The organism is Achromobacter sp. JUb104 (assembly GCF_024806975.1).
GTDB lineage: Bacteria > Pseudomonadota > Gammaproteobacteria > Burkholderiales > Burkholderiaceae_B > Achromobacter > Achromobacter spanius.
The window spans coordinates 412,586-430,597 of the sequence record NZ_JANUEY010000002.1; the positions used below are offsets into that span (position 1 = coordinate 412,586).

The window sequence follows — 18,012 nt, forward strand, 5'->3', positions numbered from 1 at the left end:
CGTTCCGGTTACAAATCAATCACGGACGGGCGAGCGAACGGGCGGGCGGGTGGACGGGGCGGCCGACTCAGGCCAGCCCCACCGTGACCCAGTAGCGGGTGTATTGCCGCACGCGCACGGGCAGCACCTCTTGCAGCATGGTCAGCACCTTGTCGCTGTCGGCCAAGGGGAACGCCCCCACCACGCGCAACGCGCCGGCCTCGTCCGAACAGCTCAGCCGACCGGGGCGATAGCGTGCCAGTTCTTGCAGGAAAGCGGCCAGCGGCATCTCGTTGGCAATCAACATGCCGTTGACCCAGGCGGAGGTGGCCGGTTGCAGCTCCTGCAACGCAAAGACGCCCGCCGCCGACACCTCGGCCTGTTCCCCCGCATGCACGCGTCGGGGCGGATCGGCCGGGTCCAGGCCGCGCACATCCACCGCGCCTTCCAGCACGGCAACGCGCACAACCGCCCTGCCTCCGTGGCCGTCGTCCAGATCGCGCACCAGAAACCGCGTGCCCACCGGCGTCAGGATGCCGCCGCGCGTGCGCACCGTGAACGGTCGGCCTTGCGGGTCTTGCGCGGTCGTTACCAGGATTTCGCCTTCCAGCAGCACCACTTCGCGTTGGCTGACGGTGTAGCGCAGATCCACGGCGCTGGCGGTGTTCAGTTCCAGCCGCGTGCCGTCCGGCAAGGTCAGCGCGCGCCGTTCGCCGGTGCCGGTACGCAGGTCGGCGGCCAGGCGAACAATGGCGCCGCGCTCACTCACCGCCCACGCGCCCAAGCCTAAGGCCGTGGCCGACACCATCCAGCGGATGGCGTTGCGGCGCGACTGGATCAGCGGCGCCTGCCGCAGCGTGCGGGCGGCGACGTCGTGGCCCGCTTCGGCCAAGCCCAGGTCCACATCGCGCGTCAAGGCCACCAGCCGCATCCAGGTCAATTCATGCGCGGGCTGGGCCTGCCGCCAATGTTCGAAGCGCAGGCGGTCGTCATCGCTTGCCCCCTCGCGCAGCCGAGCCCACCAATCAGCGGCCTGACGCACGATTCTCGGATCGATACGGCCCGCTTCGGGCGCATGCGGCCGCAGCAGCTTGGGGGAGTCCGGGGAGGCGGAGTTCATGCAAGGATTCAGCCCTTGGGTCACGGTGGATTCATCACTCGTTCATTGTTTGTTCGCCGCTTGCTCTGGGCTTGCTTAGCGTGATTGGCGTGATGGCGTGATTGGCTTGCTTGGCGTGATGGCGTGATGGTATTGCTCTTCGCTTTCACCCGTACACCGCCGTGTAGCAATGCACCAACGCGCGCGCCAGCGACTTCTGCACCGCGTTGGCCGTCAGGCCCAACTGCTGGCCGATATCGGCGTAAGACATGCCCTCCAGCTGCGCCATCAGGAAAATGCGGCGGCTGGTCATGGGCAGCGTGTCCAGCAATTCGCAGATTTGCTCCAGCGCTTCCAGGATCAAGGCGCGCGATTCCACCGACGGCTCCACCGCCACCGGCTGCAACGCCAGCGATTCCATGTAGGCCGTCTCGATCGCCGCGCGACGGGCGCGGCCGACCAACAGGCGCGTGGCGATGGTGCGCAAGTAGGCGCGCGGTTCGCTTAGCGGTTCCCGCACATTGGCGCGTATCAGCCGTTCAAAAGTGTCGTGCGCCACATCGGCCGCATCGGACGCATTGCCCAGCTTGCGCAGCAGCACGCCGCGCAACCATTGGTGGTGCGCCTGATAGACGGATTGCACTTCGGCATGAGGAGCGAAGGATGAGGATGGCATGGCGGCGCCCCGGCGTCACCGCCAGAATCCCAAACAAAATGAAAATGATTCGCAATTATAAATATCTTTGAATCGTTTTCAAGACGGAGAAATCCGGGCGTTGCGCGGAATCGTCGGGATGCGTGCGGCGAAATGATCGTGACGGCGCGCGACGTGTGCCGGAATGATCGTGCCGGTTCCCGACGTATGCCGGAATCACCGTGCCCATTCGCGACGTGCCGGAATGATCGTGCCTATTCGCGGCGTGCGCCGGGATGATCGTGCCCATTCGCGGCGTATGCCGGGATGATCGTGCCCATTCGCGACGTGTGCCGGGATGATCGTGCCCATTCGCGGCGTGTGCCGGAATGTAGGATGGGTGCAGCGCGGGTTGGCCTGGGCAAGAAGATTACGCCGATCGCGCGGAACCCATCATGCGCCTTGCGGCTGAACCCGTTAAGAATTCGGCGTTGCTTGATGGGTTTGCGCGTTGTGCGATCTCTTTCTTCTTTGAACAATCTCGCGCTACACCCATCCTACGATCGTGTCGGCACGCGGAATGTAGGATGGGTGCAGCGCGGGTTGGCCTGGGCAAGAAGATTGCGCCGATCGCGCGGAACCCATCATCCCGCCCCATCCCCCCGCCGCCCCATCGCCCCGCCACATCATCCTGCCCCATCGCCCCATCACCCCATCCCCCCATCCCCGCCTTGTCAGAACTTCGCCGTCAGGTTCACGAACACGCTTCTGGGTTCGCCGTAATACACCTGGCTCGCCACGCCGCCCAGGTAGTACTTCTTGTCGAACAAATTATTCACGTTCAACTGCGCCGACAGGGCCGAGCTGAAGTCATACCGCGCCATCAGGTTGTAAATCGCATAGGCCTTTTGCTTGGCGGTGACCGTATCGCTGCCCGCGCTGACCTGGCTATACGTTGAAATCTGCCAGTTGACGCCGCCGCCCACTGTCAGTTTGCTCCAGTCGCCGGGCAAGCGGTAGGTGGTGAACAGCTTGGCCATTGCTCTCGGGCGCTCGGTGTTCACGGACACGCCCTGGGCATCGCGGCTGGTGTAATACGTGCCGCCCGCGTAGGCGTTCCAGCCCGGCGCCAGCATGCCGCTTACCTCCAATTCCACGCCCTTGGTCGTGACGCCGTCGGCGGTGGTGTAGGCCTGTTCGAACGAGCCTGGCACCAGCGCGTCGCCGTCCAGCACCGCGACCTTGCTCTGCTTGACCTTGAACAGCGCAATCGACGTGTTCAATCTGCCGTCCAGGTATTCGCCCTTGACGCCCACTTCGTAGTTCTGGCCTTGCACCGGGTCCAGGTAATTGCCGTTGCGGTCGCGGTTCTCCTGCGGTTGGAAGATATCCGTGTAGCTGACGTAGGTGGAATACGTGTCGTTGATGTCGTAGACCACGCCCGCGTAGGGTATGAACTGCGAATCTTTCTGGTCGCGGGTGTCGGACTTGGATTCCCAGGTGGCGTAGCGCCCGCCCGTGATGGCGGTAAGGCTGTCGGTCAGCGACCAGCGGACGGCGGCATACGCGCCCTCTTGGTGCGTGACCGTGCCGCGCAGGGTCGCGTCCGTCCACGTGGGTTGGGCAAACGAGCCGTCCCATTGGTAGAAGTTGCCGGTGCTGGCGAGCGACGCGCTGTCGAAGCCGTAGCGGTAGAAGTCTTCACCATACCGGCTGCGCATGGCGCCCACCACCGCCTCATGCTTGCGGCCAAGCAGCGTGAACGGGCCCTTCGCCTGCACATCCAGCGAGGTCTGTTGCGCGTAGGAATTCCAGTAGCCCGGCAGCGCCCGCAGGCCCGTGCCCGTCTCGCGGTCCAGCGCGCCGTACAGGTACAGCAGCTTGGCGTCGTACTTGCTCTTGCGCTGCGACCAGTCCGCGCGCACTTCCCAGTCGCTGTCAAAACGGTGCGACAGCGTGGCGAACATGGTCTGGTTGGTGGTGTGCCAATACGTCCAGTCCGCCGCCGTGGTCTTGGACCGCCGCCAATCGGTGGCGGTGCCGTCGCTGAACACCACGGGCAGGCTGCCCCAGGTTGAACCGCGCGGACGCTTGTCCTGGTAGTCCGCGCCCACGCTCAAGGTGGTGTTGGGCGTGAGGTCGGCGTCGATCACGCCGTAGAACACCTTCTTGTTGGCCTGGTAGAGGTCGATATAGGAATCGCGGCCCTGGTACAGCGCGACCATGCGGGCGCGCACCGTGCCTGCCTCGTTCAGCGGCGTGGACATGTCCAGCGTGCCGCGATACTGGTTCCACGAGCCGAAGCCCGCGCTGACCGAGCCCGTGAAGGTCTTACTGTTGGCGTGCTTGCGCACCAGGTTGATCGACGCGCCGGGGTTGCCCGCGCCGGTCATCAGGCCCGTTGCGCCGCGCACCACTTCAATGCGGTCGTAGATGAAGGAATCGTTATCGGATTCGCCATACATGGACAGGCCGATGGTCGTGGGCACGCCGTCGTATTGCAGGCTGTCGATGTAGAAGCCGCGCGACCAGAAGTCGGTGCGGTCAGTGTCTTCGCTGACCACTTGCACGCCGACCACGTTGCCCATCACCTCGTCCAGCGAACGCAGGTTCTGGTCATCGATGCGCTGGCGCGTCACCACGCTGACGGACTGCGGCGTCTCGCGCAGCGACAGCGTCAGGCCGGTGGCCGCCGACGAGGCCGGCGTGGTGTAGGAACCCGTGCCCTCGGTCACTGCCGGATCCGAATTGCCCAGCACCGTCACGGGCGCCAGGCTGGCCACGCCGGCGTCACGCGCCAGGATGATGCTGTCGCCTTGCCAGCGGTACGTCACGCCCGTGCCTTGCAGCAGGCCGCGCAAGGCTTCTTCGGGCGCCAGGCTGCCGCGCAGCCCACGGGTGTTCAGGCCGGCGACCACGTCGGGCGCGTAGAACACGCGCACCTTGGTCTGGGCCGCCCATTGCAGCAGCGCGTCGCCCAAGGGCTGCGCGCCGATATTGATCGACACCGGCGCGTTCTGCGCCTGCGCGGCATCCGGTATCACGCCCAACCCCACCCCCAGCGCCAGGCTCAACGCCACCACCAGGGAAGAATGCATGAAGCGCGGGGCTGAGCCGGCGCGGCGCGGCGCCGCATGGGAATACCTGTGTGCAAAGAGAGTCACGACTACCTGCTGTTTCGGTTCAACGTTGGACGGGGGTGGCGGGGGCCGGGCAAAGAAGCTCGGCGCCCGCGCCTTCCTTCGTAGAACGAATCAAACGCGGATAAACCTGAATCTCATTCCCATTTATTTTGTAACCGTGGCGGCGTCGCCAGGACTGGCATGGGTATTGACGTAAATATCGATCGGCCCGCCGGGGCGCGGGGTCAGCCGCACCGGCGCCACCGCGGGCAAGGCGTCGACCAGCGCCTCGGGCCGGTCCAGCGTGAACGAGGCCGACACGCGCAGGCGCCCCGCCTTGTCGTCCGCCAGCCGGAGCGGCGTCGCCAAATAGCGGTTCATTTCCTGCACCACGTCGACAAGCGGCGCGTTCTTGAACACCACGCGGCCTTCGCGCCAAGCCGTGGCGGTCGGTACATCGGCGGGCGCGGGCACGCCGATCGCGCCGCTGCCCGGCACGCGGATGCCATGGCCCGCCCGCAGCACCGCGTGGCCCAGGTTCCACCAATGGCCGCCCGACACCTGCACCGTGCCGGACTCCACCAGCACCCGCACCTGATCGGCGTCGCGGCGCACGTCGAACACCGTGCCCGTCACGCGCACCACGCCGCTGCCGGCATCCACGGTAAACGGACGCGCCGCATCGGCGACAACCGTGAAATTGATTTCGCCTTGCTCCAGCACCACGTCGCGGCGTTCGGCATACAGCTTGACCTGGGCGCGTGTGTCGCCGTTGACCTCCAGCACGGAGCCGTCGGGCAAGCTCAGTTGGCGGCGTTCACCGCGGTCGGTGCTGACCAGCGTGGTGAACGTGGGCGCCTGCACCGGCATGCTCCACCACACGCCCAAGGCCACCACGGCCACGGCCGCACAGGCCAGCGCAATGCGCAAGGAGAACAGGCGTTGGGATGGCGCTTTCCGCCGCACCACGCCCGGCCGCGCCGGCACCGGTCCGCCAAGCAGGGATTCCACCTGGCTGCGCGACAGGCCTGCCGCCGCGCTTCCCAACTGCTGCATGCGGTCGAACTCGCGCGCCCCCTCGGGATGCTCGCGCCGCCACCGGGCAAACGCGCGCCGGTCGCGGCGCGTCAGCTCGCCCGAATGCCAGCGCGCGAACCACCACGCGGCGGTGGCGGGTTCGCGCGGTTCATCGCGATTGTTCATGAAAGACATCGTCATGGGGTGTGGTCACGCAGCCGGTCGCGCACATGCTCGATGGCGCGCATGACGTAGCGCTCGATCATATTCTTGGACAGGCCCATGTGCTGCGCCACTTCGGCCTGCGTCCAGCCTTCGATGGGGTTCAACACGAAAGCCTGGCGGCACTTGGGCGGCAATTCCGCGAGCACATTGGCCAGGTCGTCGGCCAGCCGCGATGCGCGCAAGGACGCCTCGGGGTCATCCACCCTCAGCTGATCGGCTTCGTCCAGTTCGTCCCACGGCACGTGTTCGGCGCGGTCCTGGCGCCGCCAGCGATCAATCAGCCGATGCCCCGCCGCCTGAAACAGATAGCCGCGCGCCTTGAGGGCCACGCTGGCGTCGGCCTTCAGCAGGCGTTCAATGGCGTCGTGCGCGGCGTCTTCGGCGTCGTGTCGGTTGCCCGTGCGGCGGCTCCATACGCCCACCAGCTCGTCGTAATAGGCGAGCCAGCCGGTGCGAGGGGAGGAAGAGCGGGACATGAGCCGGGCGGGGGCAGTCAAAAAAACAGGGTGGCGAATTTTACAAATAATTCTCATTATCGCAACCACTGATTTCAAGCGCCCGACGGTCCGGCTAGTAATCCATCGGGATATGGGCTTGCGCCGCGCGTATTTCCTGAATGTGGCGTTCGGCCTCTTCCCGCTCGGCCGCTGGCGGCAACGGCCGCCAACTCACCATGTTGCCGGGCGTCTTCACCGGCATCCAGCCCAGCACGCTGTATAGCGTGATGGCGGTGCGTCCCGTATCAAAGCGTGTTTCGTAGTAGCCCTGCCGGTCCGGCGCGGTATCGCCGGACGTCCAATCCAACTGCGACATCCACGTCTCCTTTGCTGAAGCGGTTAGGCAAGCGCGCCGGCCCCTTCATGGCCCGACGCCGCTTCATCGTAAAGCGTGCTTCGTGTGCCCATGAAGCCACCTTGCGCCCGCTTTGCAATTCTTGACAGAGGGATATCCCTAGGATTACGCCAGGTACACCTTTATTTAATGCCAATGAACGGCAGGGCCGAGCCGGGCACCTGCGTGGCCGGCAGCACGCCGTCCCACTTCTCAACGGCGTTCAGGCTCACCAGATTGGTGTTGGCGGCCAAGGCTTCGGCCTTGGCGCGAATCGACGCCGCCTCGGCGTCGCCGCGCATGCGGATGCCGTCGGCCTCTGCCGTGAATTGCTGGCGACGCGCGTCGGCCTCGGCACGCGCTTTGACCACCTGGATCTCGGCGTTGATCATGGCCGTTTCTTTCTGCTGGCGCGTAGTTTCGATCTGCACCTGGGCCAGCATGCGTTGTTCGATGGAATGCTCGTAAGCCTGCGAGAAACCCACTTCCTCGATCTGCACGCCCACCACCTGCACCGGCGCGCCGTCCATTGTCTTGAGCACGGCGGTGTTCACATCCAGGCCCAGCTTCTGGCGTTCCTGGATGGCGCGCACGGCGGTGTACTGGCCGAACACGTTCTTCACAGCATCGGGCGTCTTGCGTTCCAGCACGCGCATCTGCAGATTCTCGATGGTGCCGTATTCCGAATAGAGCTCGGCCACGTGCTCGGGCGGCACGCGGTAGGTGACGGACACGCGCAGTTGCGCCGGCTGCTGGTCGTAGCTATAGGCTTCCAGCTTCTCGAACACGAACGTGTGGTCGCGCACCGACACCATCATCACGTTGTCGATGAACGGCGTCTTGAAATCCAGCCCGGGTTCCGACACGCGCACCAGCTTGCCGTTGCGCAGCACCACGCCGCGCTCGCCCTGGTCCACCTGGAACCATGAACCGAAAGCAATGAAAAGGATCAGCAGAAAAAGCAGGCCGGTAATGATGGCGACCTTGATGTTGCGCGGCTTGACCGCGCCAATCGTCTTGACCATCTGAATATCTGTCGGCTTCACTTCGAGTCCTTTTCTGATTTTGTACGTTTACGGTCCGAGAGCACGGCCGCGATGCCTCGCGCGAGCAAATAAGCGACCACGGCCGCCCCTACCAAGATCAGGAAATACCTCATCGCGCGTCCCCCCCGGAAAAGAAGCACCGGATTCTAGTCCCTGAAAGGGACGGATTAAGCATCCAATGCGCCCGCAATGTTGCCAGACATTTCTAGACGTTGCGAGCCATCGAATGACGGTAATCGCATGGGTTCGACAGCGCCGCGCGCGCCCCCTCGCACGCTTGCTCGCATCAGGCCGCAGACTGTTACGCCATCCGCTTTGGGCCATCTGCTACCGTGAAGTTTCGCCCCGCCGGCAAGCGTCCGGCGCCAAAGATGGAGACCGAATGCCTCGTCCTTCCGAGTCCACCCCCTTGATTGGCGTGATACCCCCCTACGTGCTGGACCGCCTGGCGCAACACAGCGACGCGCGCGTCAGCATGCCCGCCGTCAAGACCCTGATCATCGACCAGCAGCAGCGGGGCTTGCGCGAAATGTCGGCGCAACCCTCGCGCGCCACGCCATCACCGTCCGCCTCGCGCTCGCCTCCCGGCGTGCCGGAACGCGCGGTACACGACGCGCAAAACACCACCACATTGCCCGGCACGCTGGTGCGCGCCGAAGGCCGCCCGGCCAGCGGCGACGTGGCGGTGGACGAGGCCTATGCGCACCTGGGCGCCACCTACAAACTGTTTTGGGACATCTACAAGCGCCATTCCATCGACGGCCACGGGCTGCCGCTGGTGGGCACCGTGCATTACGGCGAGGACTACGAAAACGCCTTCTGGAATGGCGCGCAGATGGTCTTTGGTGATGGCGACGGCGAGATCTTCAACCGCTTCACCGTGGCCGTCGACATCATCGGCCATGAACTCACGCACGGCGTGATCGACTCCGAAGCCGCCCTGCTCTACCAAGGCCAGTCCGGCGCCCTGAACGAATCGCTGTGCGACGTGTTCGGCGCGCTGGTCAAGCAGTACGCGCTGGGCCAGAACGCGCGGCAAGCGGATTGGCTGGTCGGCGCCGGGCTGTTCACCGAGAAGGTCAATGCGCGCGCGCTGCGATCCATGTCGGAACCCGGCAGCGCCTACGACGACCCGGCGCTGGGCAAAGACCCGCAGCCCGCCCACATGCGCGACTACGTTGATACCCCGCGCGACAACGGCGGCGTGCACATCAATTCCGGCATTCCGAACCGCGCGTTTTTCCTGGCGGCGACCTCACTGGACGGGCCGGCGTGGAAAGGCGCCGGGCGCGTCTGGTACGACACGCTGTGCGACAAGCGCCTGCGCCACGATGCCGACTTCAAGGCCTTCGCTACCCTGACGTCGACCGTGGCCGCCGAACGCCACGACGCAGACGTGCAAACCGCGGTGGCACAAGCCTGGGCCGCCGTAGGAGTCCTGCCATGATCGAACTGCCCCCCCTGGATCTGGTGCTGCTGGTACGGCTGACCCGCGAAGGTGGCGTGGCGTACCTGCCCGCCCTTACGCAACCGCGCAGTATCAACCTGGCCACCTGCGCCCCCGAGGTGCGCCAGGAGGTTGGCGACGCGCTGCAACGCGCGGCCCCGCGTGCGGTGCCGGACTGCGCGCAAGCGGGCGGCGACCAACGCTACTTTCATATCGAAATCGTGCTGGACCGCGACGAGCAAAGCGCCATCAGTTTCGACGTGCCCGAGGCCGACGCGCCCGACACGCTGATGCGGCTATGGAAGGCGCACGCCGCGCCCCTAAGCTGAGGGTTTGGTCACCACCTGGCGCGTTGCCTGCGGCAGCATGGCCACCTGCAGCACCGCCCCGTAGCATCCGCCGCCTAACGCGCCGTGGTGGACACCGGCTGCGGCGCCGACGCGCGCGGCCCGCCGATCTGGATGGCGCGGCCCGCGTACAGGCCGACGACGGCCATCGCCACGCACAAGGCCGCGCACAGCCCCAGAGCCACGCTCCATCCGCCCAGACGGTCATGCAGCGCGCCCATCAAGGCGGGGCCGCTGGCGGCGAACAGATAGCCAACGCACTGCGCCATGCCCGACAAGGCCGCCGCCTGCTGCGCGTGGCGCGCACGCAGGCCCACGAAAGCCAAGCCCAAAATGATGCCGCCGCCCGTGCCCAGCCCCAGCAGCACGATCCACGCCGTTGCCCAACCCGGCACGGCGATCAGGCCCACGAACGCCACCAAGGACGACGCGGCCGCGCAGAACGCCGCGCCGCGCTGGTCTTTCAGACGGCGCACCACCGGCGCCAGGAACAAGGCGGGGCCGGCGGACATGAGTTGCAGCAGCCCATGCAGCGAGCCGGCGCGCTCGGCCGAATAGCCGGCATCGCGCAAAATGGCCGGCAGCCAACTGACGCCCACATAGAACACGAAAGAGTTGATGCCCAGGTACAAGGTCACCTGCCAGGCCAGCGGCGAATGCCACAGGCGGCCGCCGTGCGGCGCGTGCGCGGTGGTGGAAGCCGGCGGCGTGTGATGCGTCAACTGCGGCAGCCACAACAGCATGCTGGCCACCGGCAAGACCAACAGGCACAGCGTGGAAAAGCGCCAACCATCCACGGCCAGCCCCCAGGACAAGCCCGCCAGCGGAATCGCAACGGCCGACGCCACGCCCGCCGCGATGCTCATCGTCAACACATAGGCCGAGGTCAGCCCGGCAACGCGCTGCGGAAAGTCGCGCTTGAGCAGGCTGGGCAACAGCACATTGCCGATGGCAATGCCAGACCCGATGATGGCCGTGCCCACATACAGCCCCGCAGCCGTGCCCTGCGTGCGTACCACGATGCCGACCGCAATCAGCACCATGGCGCCGAACAGCGTGCGCTCCAAGCCATGGCGGCGCGCCAGGCCCGCGGCGAATAGCGACACCACCGCAAACGCCAGCAAGGGCAAGGTGATCAGCATGCCGGCCGCCGTGGACGTCAGGCCCAGTTGTTCACGGATCATGCCGATCAGCGGCGGCACGCCCGTAATGGGCGCACGCAACGCCATGGCGATGCAAAGAATGCCCAGGATGAGCCACACCGGACGGCTGCCGGAACGAAGAGATGAGGGAAGTCGATTCATGCCGCAAGCTTACGCAGGCGCGCCTTTACCGAATTTCGAGACAATGACAAACTATCCCGGAATTCAGCCAACCAAGTCCGGCGCCCCCCTTTTCCCCCGCGCATGCATCCGTTCCCGCCCACGCCCTTCGACCCTGACTCCACCTCGCAGCCCGCCTTCGCGATGCCGGTGGACGGAGCGGACCGCGACAACGAATCCCCCACGCATCGCCACCACATGGGCCAGCTTGTGCTGGCGCTGCGCGGCGGCGTCACCTGCTCGGTGCCGCAAGGGCTATGGATGGTGCCGCCCCAATGCGGCGTGTGGATTCCCGGCGGCGTGCCGCACAGCAACCGCGTTACCGCCAATGGCCGCGTCTACTTCCTGTTCGTTCCATCCGACGCCTCGGGCCTGCCCGACGAATGCTGCACGCTGGCGATCACGCCCTTGGTACGCGAACTGATCGTGCACCTGGCCGCGTTGCCGGCGGCCGAGGTGCCCGCCGGCGCCAACCGGCAACTGGCGGACGTGCTGATCGAACAACTGCGCCGCATGCCCACTGAACGCCTGCATCTGCCGCTGTCCGACCACCCCCGGCTGCGTGAGATCGCCACCGCGCTGAATGCGGACCCCGCCGACCGCAGCACGGTGGCGCAATGGGGCAAGCGCGTTGCCATGAGCGAACGCACGCTGGCGCGACTGGTGCAGCAAGAGGTCGGCATGAGCTTCGGCCGCTGGCGCCAGCAACTGCACATCATCGTGGCCTTGCAGCGCTTGTCGGCAGGCGTGTCCGTGCAGCGCACCGCCGAAGACCTGGGCTATGAATCCGTCAGCGCCTTCATCACCATGTTCAAGAAGACACTGGGCAAAACCCCCGCCCGCTATTTTGCCGACAAGTCGCAGGACCCGGCGTCGCCCAGCGCGCCTAGTCGTGCTTCGGCCCGGCCACGATGAACAAGCGCGGGAACGGCAGCAACACCGTGCCATCCGCCAGCGCGGGATAGGCCTCGGCGATCAGCGCCTGATAGCGCGCCAGAAAGCTCGCCTGCTCGGCGGCGTCCAGCTTGTCCAGATACGGCCGCAGCGCCGTGCCCTTGAACCATTCCACCACCGCCGCCGCGCCGGCCAGCGGATGGTGATAGGTGGTGCGCCACACATCCAGCACGCCGCAATGCGGCTTCAGCAATTCGTAGTACCACGACGCGCTGTGGCGCGGCGGGTGCTTCACACTTCCCGTCTTCGCGGCCCACGGCGCCTCGCCAGCCACCTGGCGCGCCAGGCGGTGCGCGGGCTCTTCTATGTTGTCGGGCGTTTGCACGGCCAAGCTGCCGCCGGGCGCCAGCTTGCCCACCAGGCGCGGATACAGCGTGGCATGGTCGGGCACCCATTGCAGCGCGGCATTCGCCAGAATCACGTCGTACTGCCGGGGCGGGTTCCAGGTGGCAATGTGGGCCAATTCGAACTGCACGCCCTGCAGGCGCTTGCGCGCGGCTTCGATCATGTCCTGCGAGCTGTCCATGCCGGTGACCACGGCGTCGGGATAGCGCGCGGCCAGCACTTCGGTGGAATTGCCCGGCCCGCAGCCCAGGTCCACCGCCAGCCCGACGGCTTGATTCGGCAAGGCGGCGACCAGGTCGCGCACGGGCCGGGTGCGTTCGTTTTCAAAGGCGGAATATTGCTTGGCGGACCAACTGTTGTTGCTCGTGGTGTGACTCATGGCGGCTCCTTGCTGAAGGACGGATACGCCGGGACTCTACGCCTGGCCGTGTCATATTACAAATACGTAGCCACGCCATTTTTCATATCGAACACCTATGGCACAGCGCAAAGAAAAACCGCCGGACAAAGCCGGCGGGTGGGAATGAAAAACCGCCGGACCAGCCGGCGACCGAGAATGAAAAACCGCCGGACCAGCCGGCGGTTTGGGGACTGCGTAGATATCGCTTACTGCGTCGTCAACGTATCCGAGCGGGTTTTCCACAAGGAGAACAACACACCACCCAAGATCAGGCTGAACGTCACGCCCAGCGACACCGCCGCGGGTACCTTGCCGATGAAGCCGACCAGGAAGATCTTCGTACCGATGAACACCAGGACCAGAGCCAGCGCGTACTTCAGGTAGTGGAAGCGGTGGATCATGGCGGCCAGCGCGAAGTACAGCGCACGCAGGCCCAGGATGGCGAAGATGTTGCTGGTGTAGACAATGAACGGGTCCGTCGTGATGGCGAAGATGGCAGGCACCGAATCCACCGCGAACACCAGGTCAACAAACTCGATCAGCACCAGGGCCAGCAGCAGCGGGGTCGCAAAGCGCACCTTCTTGTTAGAGGCCGGGTCCGTTTCGGTGACCACGAACGCGTTGCCGCGCAGGCCTTCCGTCACACGCATATGGCGCTTCAGGAACTTCAGGATCGGGTTGGTGGCGATGTCCGGCGTCTGGTCGGCAATCATCCACATCTTGATGCCCGTGAACACCAGGAACGCACCGAACAGATACAGCAGCCAACCAAAGTTACTGACCAACGCGGCGCCCAGGCCAATCATGATGGCGCGCAGCACGATCACGCCCAGAATGCCCCAGAACAACACGCGGTGCTGGTACTGGCGGGGAATCGCGAAGAAGCTGAAGATCAGCGCGATCACGAAGACGTTGTCCATGGACAGCGATTTCTCGATCATGAAGCCCGTGTAATAGGCCATGCCGCTAGTCGCGCCCAACTGCCACCACACCCAGCCGCCGAACAGCAGCGCGGCGGTAATGTAGCCACCCGACAGCAACAGGCTTTCACGCACACCGATCTCGCGGTCTTCCTTGTGCAGCACGCCCAGGTCAAAGGCCAGCAGGCTGACGACAATGCTCACGAACAGGAGCCAGGCCCAGGTCGGTGTCCCTAAAAAGTCGTTGTTGAAGAATGTGATCAAAGTGTCCATGATTGCCCCGCTGTGTTCGAAGGTGCCCATGATCCGGATTTGATGCCAACCGAGAAATCAGCCTGAAAGTGAGTTAAGGTTCGAAAAAACCGAAGTAAAGAAGAACACATGCTGAACTACCGACACCTGTATTACTTCTGGATGGTTGCCAAGGAAGGCGGCTTTTCCCGGGCCGCCGAACGGCTGGACATGGCCATCCAGACCATCAGCGCCCAAGTGCGCGATCTGGAAAAAAACCTGGGCCACCAGTTGCTGAAACCGGCCGGGCGCGGCGTCGCTCTGACCGACGCCGGCAAGGCCGCATTCGCGCGGGCCGAAGAGATCTTCCAGATTGGCCATGTGCTGCCGCAGGAAGTGCGCGCGGCCGCCACCAAGCCCGTCATCCGGCTGTCCGTGGGCCTGTCCGACGGCATCTCGAAGCTGGCGGCGCACGCCTTGCTGGGCCCCGTGCTAAACACGCCCGACCTGCGCCTGACCTGTCATGAAGGCGAAGTGGAAGAGCTGCTGGGTGAACTGGCGCAACACCATCTGGACCTGGTGCTGGCCGGCCAGGGCGCGCCCGCCAACCCCAACCTGCGCCTGACCAGCGACCGCCTGGTGTCGTCGGCGGTGGACTGGTACGGCCCGGCGCGGCTAGTTCGCAAGGCCGATACGCAGGATTTCCCGCGCTGCCTGGAGCGGCTGCCCGTGCTGCTGCCCACCGGCCATTCCGTGCTGCGCCAGACGCTGGACCGCTGGTTCGGCGAACAGGGCGTGCTGCCCAATGTGGTGGGCGAATTCGAAGACAGCGCGCTGATGTCGGTGTTTGCCGCGCGCGGGCTGGGCGTATTCCCGCTCAGCCGGCTGGGTGGCGACGATATCGGCCTGCTGCGCGGCCTGCGCCCGCTGGCCCGCTGCGACGACGTGCATGAAGAAATCCACGCCATCCGCAACCGCCGTGGCCAGCACCATCCCTTGGTCCAGGCGGTGCTGGCGCACGCCAAGACTTCGGTTTTTTCTTAATGTTTGTCACACGTACTCTGGTTTTTTAGAAATAGAATTCGCTTTATCGTGGCCCCTCTTTTGAATCGGAGTACCACTGCAATGAAGAAAATCATCTGGCTCACCTTCGCCGTGCTTGCCGCGCTCTGGACGGGGTTGGTGGCGCTGACCCTGCAACTGACCGACTGGGTGCTGGCCACCATCTCTACCGCGCAGGTGCCGGGCAGCGCGCTGGACACGTCCCAATGGGTTGCGCCCGCGTGGGCCGCGGGCTGGGTGGACCCGGCCTGGCTGGCGTCGCTGCAAGGCGGCCTGGTGTGGGCCGCGCAGGGCCTGAACCAGATCTTGCCGGTGGCGGGCAGCCTGGGCACCTTGATCGCGGTGCTTGGCTGGATCTTCTGGGGCTTCATCATGGTTGGCCTGCTGGCGCTGGCCATGGTCTTGCACTGGCTGGCGGGCAAGCGCGAGCAGGCCAACGCTGCGCCTGGCCGCCAGGTGGTGTAAGCCACGCTGACCCAGCGGGGTGACCAAGTGGTGTAATACCGGCAGGCACCGCGCCGCCCGGTACGCTGCCCCTACACAGGAGCGCGCCTTGCCCACTCGAACTGTCCCCGCCCCGACTTTTGCCGCCATGTTGGCCGTGGCTTGCCTGCTACCCCTGGGCGCCTCGGCAGCCACGCCGGTGTCGCCCAGCAATACCGGCGTGGACGTCTGCACCGTTGCCGGCACGTCAGGGCAGTACAGCGTGCGGGTGCGCAATACGGGGGCCGCGCCGCTGGCGCGTGTCGACGTCACCGGCGTGCATCTGAACGCCGCCGGCCAAGCTACCGAGCCGGTCAACGTCAACCTGACGGACATTCCGCCCAATAAATACAAAACGGCCATCCTGGCGCGGCGCGGCGAATCCGCCGCCCTGGATCGCATCGTCACCTATACCCTGGTCGACGGAAAACCCGTGCCCCAACAAGAGCTTTTCGCGGGCAAGGTGGCGCACGTGTCGCCCGGCTCAGCGCTGCAATACACGCTGGCGCCGCTGGCCGTGCGCGGCTGGACGGTGGCGTATGGTTCGCCCAATGCCGCCAGGCTGGAGGCCGGCAGCGCCGTCATCCTGAGCTACCCGGTGCGCAGCGGCAAACAGCCCGCCACGCGGCCCGAGGCCGGTCGTACGCCGACGGCGGTAGCGCCGCTGGCGCCGTGCAATCAAGACTGATCAGGTGCCGGCAAGCAGGTCGCGCTCGTTCAAGAGCGCATAGACGATTTCAGGCTTGTTCTCGAACCCCCGGCGTATGGCGGCGGGCAGCGCGGTGCGCGTCTTGCGGCACAAGCCCGGCGCGTCTTCCAACTGAATCGCAATGCCGCGCGACGTGCGCACTTCGTTATCGCTGGGCGTGATCACGATCACGATGCCCAACTGGGCCTGGATGCGGCCCTGCATGGCGCGCAGGTCGTCCAGGCTGCTGATGTTTTCCAAACGCGCAACCAGCCGTTTTTCTTCTTCCTTGGTCAGCCGCAGGATGCGGATATCCGCGGCAGGGTCCGCCAACAGGGTGTCGCGGTCGCACATACAGGCGCCCGGCGGACATTCTTGGCGGATGGGAAAGGGAAAGTTCATGGCGAAAAAACGCGCGACGACGCACAAGGCCTGGACAACACCAGACCGTCAATTCTACTCAAGATGCCAAGCCGCCCGCCGCCGCGCGCTGCTCGTTTTCCCGCACGGCGCTGCGGTATATTGCCCCCCTTGATCGACGCTGGGAGAGGCGCGTGAAACGGATTTTTCTGGTGGCCGCATTGGCCGCGTGCGCGGGGCAGGTGCAGGCGCAGGTGCAAGCCGCCCCGCGCAAGGTTCCGTTTTCCATCAAGGCGGGCCTGCCGGGCGTGGTCACCGTCAGCAGCGGCGATACGCAGCAAGCCACCGTGCGTGTGGGCGATGGCCCCGAGCAGCCGCTGGGCAGCTTCGATGCCGATGCGGTCGACCAGATCCAAGCCGTGGACATCAACCATGACGGCTACCGCGACCTGATACTGGGACAAAGCGGCGGCAGCACGCAGCTTTTTGCACGGCTCTTCCTGTACCGGCCCGACCATGGGACTTTCCAGGAAATCGTGCACCCCGACCCATCCAGCCCTTGCCGAGGCTTCGTCAACCCGGTCATCGACGAAAAACAAGCCGTGATTCATGTGGCATGCCGCTATGGCGCCGCCAGCAACGGCTTCGAAGACTACGCGCTGGGATCCGACGGCACGGCGCGTGCCACGTCCTGGGGGACGCAGGCGCTGTTCGGCCTGGAAAGCGAGGCCGCCGAACTCAGCTACCGCTTTCGTGAAGACGGGTCGATTGACCGCATCGACATCGAAGGCGAAGGCTCGCCACTGGAGGGCGGCGCCGTGCCGGTCAGCAAGCTGGATCTGACCGACACCCCAGACGTCAACGCTACCCCCACCATGGCCGCCACCGAAGGCGAACACCTGGACGTCGTGGCCCTGCGCCCGCCCGACTGGCTGCAAGTGCGCTACGCCAGCAAGACGGCGGGCGTTGTGCTGAAGTGGGTGCGCTATGCGGATCTGCGCGTGGACAAGCACCGGCTGGTAGCGCCGTCGTCGCCTCGCCCACTGACGCTGGATCTTGCCGACACGCTGGCCGACTGGAATGGCGAGGACGGCGGCCAGTTCATCGTCAGCGTGGCCAACACCAGTGACGCGCCTGTCGCCTTGAATGCGCCGCGTGTCTGGCTGCTGCTGACCAACGCACAGGGCCACCGCATCGTGCACCCGCTTTACCAGCGCGACGCCGACACCCTGCTCCCCGCCAACCCGCTGGGCCTAGCCCGCGACCCGATCGTCTGGGCCGCCGGCGAAGACGGCAAGCCGGCCTACCTGCTGAACGACAACGGCTACAGCAACGTGCCGTTCCTGCCCGCGCTGGCGCCGGGCAAGTACCGAGCGGCCGTCGTACTGACCGACCCGGGCAATCTTGCCCAGCCCATCGTGTCCAACGAAATCAGCTTTGATTACCCCTTGCCGCAACGACCGCCCGCCTCGCAATAGGCGCGTTGTGATGTGCATCCAC

At 65.5% G+C, this 18,012-nt stretch carries 18 protein-coding genes; 7 read left to right on the forward strand and 11 right to left on the reverse strand.

What is annotated here, in order from left to right; all coding sequences use genetic code 11:
• Positions 1 to 67: 67 nt before the first annotated feature.
• The 7 genes from M2361_RS13865 to M2361_RS13895 all read right to left on the reverse strand — a co-directional run bounded on the left by M2361_RS13865 (position 68) and on the right by M2361_RS13895 (position 7,932).
• Positions 68 to 1,099, reverse strand: a complete 1,032-nt coding sequence (locus M2361_RS13865; RefSeq protein WP_259249818.1) for a FecR domain-containing protein — start codon at positions 1,097 to 1,099, stop codon at positions 68 to 70.
• A 145-nt stretch (positions 1,100 to 1,244) separates the two neighbouring features.
• The gene (locus M2361_RS13870; RefSeq protein WP_259249820.1) at positions 1,245 to 1,754 is read right to left on the reverse strand and encodes a sigma-70 family RNA polymerase sigma factor; all 510 of its coding nucleotides are present in this window, start codon (positions 1,752 to 1,754) and stop codon (positions 1,245 to 1,247) included.
• A gap of 692 nt (positions 1,755 to 2,446) precedes the next feature.
• Positions 2,447 to 4,810, reverse strand: a complete 2,364-nt coding sequence (gene fhuE / locus M2361_RS13875; RefSeq protein WP_259249822.1) for a ferric-rhodotorulic acid/ferric-coprogen receptor FhuE — start codon at positions 4,808 to 4,810, stop codon at positions 2,447 to 2,449.
• A 189-nt stretch (positions 4,811 to 4,999) separates the two neighbouring features.
• Positions 5,000 to 6,037, reverse strand: a complete 1,038-nt coding sequence (locus M2361_RS13880; protein ID WP_259249823.1) for a FecR domain-containing protein — start codon at positions 6,035 to 6,037, stop codon at positions 5,000 to 5,002.
• Between the two features lie 11 nt (positions 6,038 to 6,048).
• A complete protein-coding gene (locus M2361_RS13885) occupies positions 6,049 to 6,552 on the reverse strand; it encodes an RNA polymerase sigma factor (RefSeq protein WP_259249825.1) in 504 nt (167 codons plus the stop codon).
• A 94-nt stretch (positions 6,553 to 6,646) separates the two neighbouring features.
• The gene (locus M2361_RS13890; RefSeq protein ID WP_050450109.1) at positions 6,647 to 6,889 is read right to left on the reverse strand and encodes a hypothetical protein; all 243 of its coding nucleotides are present in this window, start codon (positions 6,887 to 6,889) and stop codon (positions 6,647 to 6,649) included.
• A 161-nt stretch (positions 6,890 to 7,050) separates the two neighbouring features.
• On the reverse strand, positions 7,051 to 7,932 hold the full coding sequence (locus tag M2361_RS13895; protein ID WP_259251481.1) for a prohibitin family protein: 882 nt from the start codon (positions 7,930 to 7,932) through the stop codon (positions 7,051 to 7,053).
• A 403-nt stretch (positions 7,933 to 8,335) separates the two neighbouring features.
• On the opposite strand from M2361_RS13895, the gene M2361_RS13900 reads away from it, so the two are divergent.
• A complete protein-coding gene (locus tag M2361_RS13900) occupies positions 8,336 to 9,400 on the forward strand; it encodes a M4 family metallopeptidase (protein WP_259249829.1) in 1,065 nt (354 codons plus the stop codon).
• Positions 9,397 to 9,729 (forward strand): protealysin inhibitor emfourin, encoded by a 333-nt coding sequence (locus M2361_RS13905; protein ID WP_259249831.1) that lies wholly within the window; start codon positions 9,397 to 9,399, stop codon positions 9,727 to 9,729. Before M2361_RS13900 ends, M2361_RS13905 begins: the two co-directional genes overlap by 4 nt.
• 74 nt (positions 9,730 to 9,803) lie before the next feature.
• Here M2361_RS13905 and M2361_RS13910 read toward each other — a convergent pair whose 3' ends face one another.
• Entirely contained in the window at positions 9,804 to 11,051 is a 1,248-nt protein-coding gene (locus M2361_RS13910) for an MFS transporter (RefSeq protein WP_259249833.1), read from the reverse strand.
• Between the two features lie 102 nt (positions 11,052 to 11,153).
• On the opposite strand from M2361_RS13910, the gene M2361_RS13915 reads away from it, so the two are divergent.
• Positions 11,154 to 11,984 (forward strand): helix-turn-helix domain-containing protein, encoded by an 831-nt coding sequence (locus tag M2361_RS13915; RefSeq protein WP_259249835.1) that lies wholly within the window; start codon positions 11,154 to 11,156, stop codon positions 11,982 to 11,984.
• On the opposite strand, the gene tam is transcribed toward M2361_RS13915, so the two are convergent.
• Together tam and M2361_RS13925 are read right to left on the reverse strand one after the other, a co-directional pair.
• Entirely contained in the window at positions 11,956 to 12,747 is a 792-nt protein-coding gene (gene tam, locus M2361_RS13920) for a trans-aconitate 2-methyltransferase (RefSeq protein WP_259249836.1), read from the reverse strand. The genes M2361_RS13915 and tam overlap by 29 nt on opposite strands.
• A gap of 227 nt (positions 12,748 to 12,974) precedes the next feature.
• Positions 12,975 to 13,961 (reverse strand): TerC family protein, encoded by a 987-nt coding sequence (locus tag M2361_RS13925; RefSeq protein ID WP_259249838.1) that lies wholly within the window; start codon positions 13,959 to 13,961, stop codon positions 12,975 to 12,977.
• A gap of 108 nt (positions 13,962 to 14,069) precedes the next feature.
• Here M2361_RS13925 and M2361_RS13930 point away from each other — a divergent pair, with 108 nt between their 5' ends.
• From M2361_RS13930 to M2361_RS13940, 3 genes are all read left to right on the forward strand, one after another.
• Positions 14,070 to 14,963 carry a LysR family transcriptional regulator gene (locus tag M2361_RS13930; RefSeq protein ID WP_259249840.1) on the forward strand — a complete coding sequence of 298 codons (894 nt, stop codon included), beginning with the start codon at positions 14,070 to 14,072 and terminating at the stop codon, positions 14,961 to 14,963.
• 81 nt (positions 14,964 to 15,044) lie between these two features.
• On the forward strand, positions 15,045 to 15,446 hold the full coding sequence (locus M2361_RS13935; RefSeq protein WP_259249842.1) for a hypothetical protein: 402 nt from the start codon (positions 15,045 to 15,047) through the stop codon (positions 15,444 to 15,446).
• Positions 15,447 to 15,534: 88 nt separating this feature from the next.
• Complete coding sequence (locus tag M2361_RS13940) at positions 15,535 to 16,152, forward strand: hypothetical protein (RefSeq protein ID WP_259249843.1); 618 nt, start codon at positions 15,535 to 15,537, stop codon at positions 16,150 to 16,152.
• On the opposite strand, the gene M2361_RS13945 is transcribed toward M2361_RS13940, so the two are convergent.
• Positions 16,153 to 16,554 carry a hypothetical protein gene (locus tag M2361_RS13945; protein WP_259249845.1) on the reverse strand — a complete coding sequence of 134 codons (402 nt, stop codon included), beginning with the start codon at positions 16,552 to 16,554 and terminating at the stop codon, positions 16,153 to 16,155. It lies immediately after the preceding gene.
• 152 nt (positions 16,555 to 16,706) lie between these two features.
• Between M2361_RS13945 and M2361_RS13950 the strand changes: the two genes are divergently transcribed.
• Positions 16,707 to 17,990: a DUF4141 domain-containing protein gene (locus M2361_RS13950; protein WP_259249847.1), complete on the forward strand. Its 1,284-nt coding sequence runs from the start codon at positions 16,707 to 16,709 to the stop codon at positions 17,988 to 17,990.
• Positions 17,991 to 18,012: the final 22 nt, after the last annotated feature.